Origin of the sequence: Streptomyces sp. SID8352, assembly GCF_009862265.1 — a bacterium.
Taxonomy (GTDB): Bacteria; Actinomycetota; Actinomycetes; order Streptomycetales; family Streptomycetaceae; genus Streptomyces.
The window spans coordinates 1-6,475 of sequence record NZ_WWGX01000106.1 but is presented as its reverse complement, the minus strand read 5'-3'; the positions used below and the strand labels follow the sequence as shown (position 1 = coordinate 6,475).

The window sequence follows — 6,475 nt, the reverse complement described above, 5'->3', positions numbered from 1 at the left end:
ATCCGGCGCCTCATCACCCACGGCAACACCGTTCCGCGTCACCACCACCAGCCGCGACCCCGACAACACCCCACTCGACAACCAGCGCTGCAACAGCTCCAGCGTCTCAGCCGTCACCGCACGCGCGGTCACGGCCTCGTCGTCCGAGGCGTCCGGCGTCCCGACCGAGACGGCCACCGTCCCGGGCGCGGTCGCGCCCTCCGCCACCGCCCGCTCCAGCGCCGCCAGATCCGCGAAACGCTCACCCGGCACCGGGCAGTCACCCAGGACCGCCACGACCACTGGCGCGCCCTCCGGGGCACTGGTCTCCTCGGTGACCGGGGTCCAGTCCAGCCGGAACAGGGCGTCCCGGCCGGTCGCTCCGGCCGCCGCCAGCTGGGCGGGGTCCACCGGGCGCACCGAGAGCGCGTCGACGGCGACCACGGTCAGCCCGTGCTCGTCCACCACGTGGACGCCCAGCGCCGAGCCCTCGCCCCGGCTGATCCGTGCCCGCACCCGGGTGCCCGTGCCGTGGCCGAGGCGCACCCCGGACCACGAGAAGGGCAGGTCCACGCCGGAGGCGAGGTCCCTCTCCACCAGGCCGCCGTGCAGTACCGCGTCGAACAGCGCCGGGTGGATGCCGAAGCCCTCGCCCCCGGTGCCCTCGGGCAGTTCCACCTCCGCGTACACGTCCTCACCCGAGCGCCAGGCGGCGCGCAGGCCCTGGAACACGGGACCGTACTCGTACCCGCCCTCGGCGAGCCTCGGGTACAGCCCGTCCAGGCCGACGGGCACCGCCCGCACGGGCGGCCAGACCGCGGGGAACTCCCCGGTGGGGGCCACCGCGGCCGTCAGCCGGCCCCGGGCGTGGCGCACCGCGGCCTCCTCCTCGGCCTCGCGGCGCGAGTACACCACGACCTCGCGGCAGCCGTCCTCGGCGGGGGAACCGACGGTCACCTGTATCTGCCGGGCCTCTCCCTCCGCGAGGATCAGCGGAGCCTCCAGCACCAGCTCCTCCACAGCCGGGGTGTCGGCGGTCCTGCCCGCGGCCAGGGCCAGTTCGACCAGGGCGGTGCCCGGTACGACCACGGTGCCGAACACCGCGTGGTCCTTGACCCAGGGCGCGGTGTCCTGGGACAGCCGCCCGGTGAACACCCACTCGTCCCGGTCGCCGACCGCGACCGCCGCGCCGAGCACCGGGTGCTCGATCCGGCCCAGCCCGGCGGCGGCCGGGTCACCGGAGACGGCGGGCGCCAGCCAGTAGCGCTCGCGCTGGAAGGCGTACGTGGGCAGGTCGACGCGCCGGACACCGGTACCGGCGTAGAACGCGGCCCAGTCGACCGGGACACCGGCGCAGTGGGCCTGCCCCAGGAAGGCCGCGAAGGCCTCGGGCTCGGGAGTACGCGCCCGCAGCGCCGGGACGAAGACCGCCTGGTCCTCGTCGAGGATCTGCCGGGCCATCGCCGTCAGCACGGCATCCGGACCCACCTCCACGAACCGGGACACACCCTCGACGGCCAGGGTCGCGATGCCGTCGGCAAAACGGACCGCTTCCCGCACGTGGTTGACCCAGTACGCGGGGTCGGTCAGCTCCTCGGAAACCAGGCCGCCGGTCAGGTTCGACACCACCGCGATCCGGGGCCGCTGGAAGGCCAGTCCCTCGGCGACCGCACGGAACTCGTCGAGCATCGGCTCCATCAACGGCGAGTGGAAGGCGTGACTCACCCGCAGACGCGTCGTCTTGCGACCCGACCACACCGGCAGCCACTCGTCCAGCGCCACCAGCTCACCCGAAACCACCACGGAACGCGGCCCATTGACCGCCGCGACCGACAACCGGCCCCCGAAGCCCTCCAGCGACGCCAGGACCTCGGCCTCCGTCGCCTGGACCGCGACCATGCCNCCNCCCTCNGGCAGCGCACCCATCAACCGNCCNCGGGCNGCCACCAGCTTCGCCGCATCNCCCAGCGACAGCACACCNGCNACATGAGCACACGCCAGCTCACCCACCGAATGACCCACCACCACATCCGGNGTCACACCCAGCGANTCCAGCAGACGGAACAACGCCACCTCGACCGCGAACAACGCAGCCTGCGTGAACTCCGTCCGGTCCAACAGCCCGGCCTCCGCCGAACCCTCCGCCGCGAACAACAACTCCTTCAGCGAACGGCCCAGCAGCGGGTCAAGGTGACCGCATACCTCGTCCAACGCCGCCGCGAACACCGGATACGCGGCAAACAACCCCGCACCCATCCCCGCATGCTGCGCACCCTGCCCCGTGAACAGGAAACCCGTCTTCCCACCGACAACCGATCCGGCATCGGCCTCTCCGCCGGCCAGGGCGGTCAGTCCGGCGATCAGTTCATCGCGGTCGGACGCCACCACGGCCGCCCGGCGGTCGAACCGCGCCCGCGACACCACCGCGGAGAACGCCACATCGGCGACCGACAACTCCGGACGCTCCAGCAGATGCGACCGCAGCCGCTCCGCCTGACCCGCCAGCGCCTCCGGGCTCTTCGCCGACACCACCACCGGCACCACCGGCGGCACCGCCACCGACGCCACTCCGGCGACCACCGGCTCCTCCGGCGCGGCCTCCAGGATCACATGCGCGTTCGTACCGCTGATACCGAAGGAGGAGACGCCCGCGCGGCGCGGCCGCTCACCGGAGGCCAGCCACTGCGCGGCCTCCGTCAGCAGCTCGACCTCGCCCGAGGTCCAGTCGATGTACGGCGACGGCTCGTCGACGTTGAGCGTGCGCGGCAGGACGCCGTTCCGCATCGCCATGACCATCTTGATCACACCCGCGACACCCGCCGCGGCCGACGTGTGACCGATGTTGGACTTGATCGAACCCAGCCGCAGCGGGCCGTGCGTGCGCTCCTGGCCATAGGTGGCGAGGACGGCCTGCGCCTCGATCGGGTCGCCCAGCCGCGTGCCCGTGCCATGGCCCTCGACCACGTCCACGTCCGCCGGGTTCAGGCCCGCGTTCTCCAGCGCCTGCCGGATCACCCGCTCCTGCGACGGACCGTTCGGCGCCGTCAGACCATTGCTCGCACCGTCCTGATTGACCGCACTCCCCCGGATCACACCGAGGACACGGTGACCGTTGCGCCTCGCGTCCGACAGACGTTCGACCACGAGCAGTCCGAGGCCGTCGGAGAATCCGGTGCCGTCGGCACCCGCCGCGTACGACTTGCAGCGGCCGTCGGGGGCGAGACCCCGCTGGCGGCTGAACTCCTGCAACAGGAACGGACCGGACATCACCGTGACGCCGCCGGCCAGCGCCATGGAGCAGTCGCCGCGGCGGACGGCCTGGGCGGCCAGGTGCAGCGCCACCAGGGAGGAGGAGCACGCCGTGTCCACGGACACCGCCGGGCCCTCCAGCCCGAGGCTGTAGGCCACCCGGCCGGAGACCACGCTCGTGGTGGTGCCGGTCAGCCGGAAACCCTCCAGCTCCGGCGGGGTGGACACGGCGTAGTCGGTGGAGACGACGCCGCAGAAGACACCGGTGTCCGTGCCGCGCAGGGCCGCCGGGTCGATGCCCGCGTTCTCCAGGGCCTCCCAGGACGCTTCGAGCAGCAGCCGCTGCTGCGGGTCCATGGCCAGCGCCTCGCGCGGGCTGACACCGAAGAAGCCCGCATCGAAGTCGGCGGCGTGGTCGAGGAATCCGCCACCGCGCGTGGTGAGCGTCCCCGGCTGCTCCGGGTTGGGGTCGTAGAGCCGTTCCAGGTCCCAGCCCCGGTCGGTCGGCAGCGGCGAGACGGCGTCCCGTCCCTCGGCGACGAGCCGCCACAGGTCCTCGGGGGAGGTGACCCCGCCGGGGAAGCGGCAGGCCATGCCCACGATCGCCAGCGGCTCGTCCGTCCTCGGGCGCTTCCGCTGGGTCCGCGCCGGCACGGCCGAGGGCTCCGCCGCGCCCACCTCGTTGAGCAGGAGGCGGGCGATGGCGACGGGGTTCGGGTGGTCGAAGACCAGCGTTGTCGGCAGCCGCAGGCCGGTGGCCTGGGTGAGCCGGTTGCGGAGTTCGACGGCGCCGAGCGAGTCGATGCCCAGCTCACGGAAGGCGCGCTCGGGGTCGACGGCGGAGCCGGAGGCGTGGCCGAGGACGGCGGCGACCTGGGTCAGGACGACGTCCAGGACCACCTGCTCCCGCTCGCTGCCCGACACGCCAGCGAGCCGCTGCGCGAGGGAGCCGGCGCCGGCGGGGTCGGTCCCCCGGCTCCGGGCGCGGACCAGGCCGCGGAACAGCGCCGGGAGCAGACCGGTCCGCGCCTGCGCCCGCAGTACGCCCAGGTCCAGGAGGACCGGCGCCAGCAGGGCCTCCTCCGACCGCCGAGCCCGGTCGAACAGCTCCAGACCGAGTGCGGTCGGGAGGGCCCTGGTGCCCATGCGCTCCAGGCGGGCGATCTCGGCCTCGCCGAGTTCACCGGCCATGCCGCCCGCAGTCGCCCACAGGCCCCATGCCAGCGAGGTCGCCGGAAGCCCGGCCGCCCGACGGGACGCGGCCAGGGCGTCAAGGAAGGAGTTCGCCGCCGCGTAGTTGCCCTGTCCGGGACCGCCGATGAGGGCGGAGACGGAGGAGAAGAGGACGAAGGCGGAGAGTTCGCTGTCGGCGGTCAGCTCGTGCAGATGGGCCGCCGCGTCCAGCTTGGGCCGCATCACGCGGTCCAACTGCTCCGGGGTCAGCGACTCGATGACACCGTCGTCCAGGACACCGGCCGCGTGTACGACCGCTGTCAACGGACCCTGCACCGAGGAGATCACCGCGGCGAGCTGCTCGCGGTCGGCGACGTCGCACGCCTCCACCCGCACCCGCGCGCCCAGTTCCTCCAGCCCCGCCACCAGCGCGGGCACACCCTCACCGGCGGCACCGCGACGGCTGAGCAGCAGCAGGTTCCGGGCACCGTACTCCCGCACGAAGTGCTCCGCGAAAGCGGCACCCAGACCACCCGTGCCACCGGTGATCAGCACCGTGCCCCCGGGGTCGAGCGGCGCCGGGACGGTCAGGACGACCTTGCCGACGTTGCGTCCCTCCCGCAGGAACCGGAACGCGTCCGCACCCCGCCGCACGTCCCAGGTACGGATCGGCGCGTGCCGGAGGGCACCCTGCTCGAAGAGCGAGACGAGGTCCCGGAGCATCTGCCCGATCCGCTCGGGGCCGGCCTCCAGCAGGTCGAACGCCGTGTAGCGGACCCCGGGGTGCGCCCCGGCGACGGTCGCCGCGTCGCGGATGTCGGCCTTGCCCATCTCCAGGAACCGTCCGCCGCGCGGCAGCAGGTCCAGCGAGGTGTCGATGAAGTCGCCCGCGAGCGCGTTCAGGACGACGTCCACGCCCTCACCGCCGGTGACCCGCAGGAACTCCTCGCCGAAGACGAGGTCACGGGAGGAGGCGATGCGCTCGTCGGGGATGCCGCGCGCCCGGAGTGTGTCCTGCTTGGCCGCGCTCGCGGTGGCGTACACCTCCAGGCCCCAGTGCTGGGCCAGTTGGACGGCGGCGGTACCGACGCCTCCGGCGGCGGCGTGCACCAGCAGCCGCTCCCCCGGCCGTACTCCGGCCAGATCGGTCAGCGCGTAGTACGCGGTGAGGAACACCAGCGGCATCGCCGCCGCCTCGGTGTACGACCAGCCGTCGGGGATCGGGGCCACCACACGGTGGTCGGTGATGCCGACCGGGCCGAACGGGTCCATCAGCAGACCCATCACACGGTCCCCGGGCACCAGCCCCGCGACCTCGGAACCGACCTCCAGCACCACACCGGCGGCCTCACTGCCGAGCGGCGCCTCACCCGGATACGTCCCCAACGCGATCAGCACATCACGGAAGTTCAGACCCGCCGCCCGGACACCCACCCGGACCTCCTCCGGACCGAGCGGACGCTCGGCGTCGGAGGGCAGCAGGGCGAGACCGTCGAGCGAACCACGCTCCCGGACACCGAGCCGCCAGGCCCGCCCCTCCGGCAACTCCTCCACCCGCGCCAGCCTCGGCACCAGCACCTCACCCGCACGCACCGCCAACTGCGGCTCCTCCGAAGCCAACAGCCCCACCCAGTCCGGAGCAACAGCGACATCCGCCACCCCAGCGGCACCCGCACCGGGCTCCGTCCGCGCGGCACCGTCCACGGTGCGCTCCGCACCGAGGTCGACCAGAGTGAACCGGCCCGGATTCTCCGACTGCGCCGTACGCACCAGACCCCACACCGGAGCCTGCACCAGATCCGGCGCCTCATCACCCACGGCAACACCGTTCCGCGTCACCACCACCAGCCGCGACCCCGACAACACCCCACTCGACAACCAGCGCTGCAACANCTCCANCGNCTCAGCCGTCACNGCACGNGCNGNCNNNNCNNNGTCGNCNGANNNGTCCGGNGNCNCGANNGNNACGGCCACCGTCCCGGGCGCGGTCGCGCCCTCCGCCACCGCCCGCTCCAGCGCCGCCAGATCCGCGAAACGCTCACCCGGCACCGGGCAGTCACCCAGGACCGCCACG

General features: G+C 73.3%; 1 protein-coding gene. It reads right to left on the bottom strand.

The window, feature by feature from the left end; genetic code table 11:
* A partial coding sequence (locus GTY84_RS33240; protein WP_202552491.1) for a type I polyketide synthase occupies positions 1-6,219 on the bottom strand: 6,219 nt, incomplete at its 3' end.
* Between the last annotated feature and the right edge of the window lie 256 nt (positions 6,220-6,475).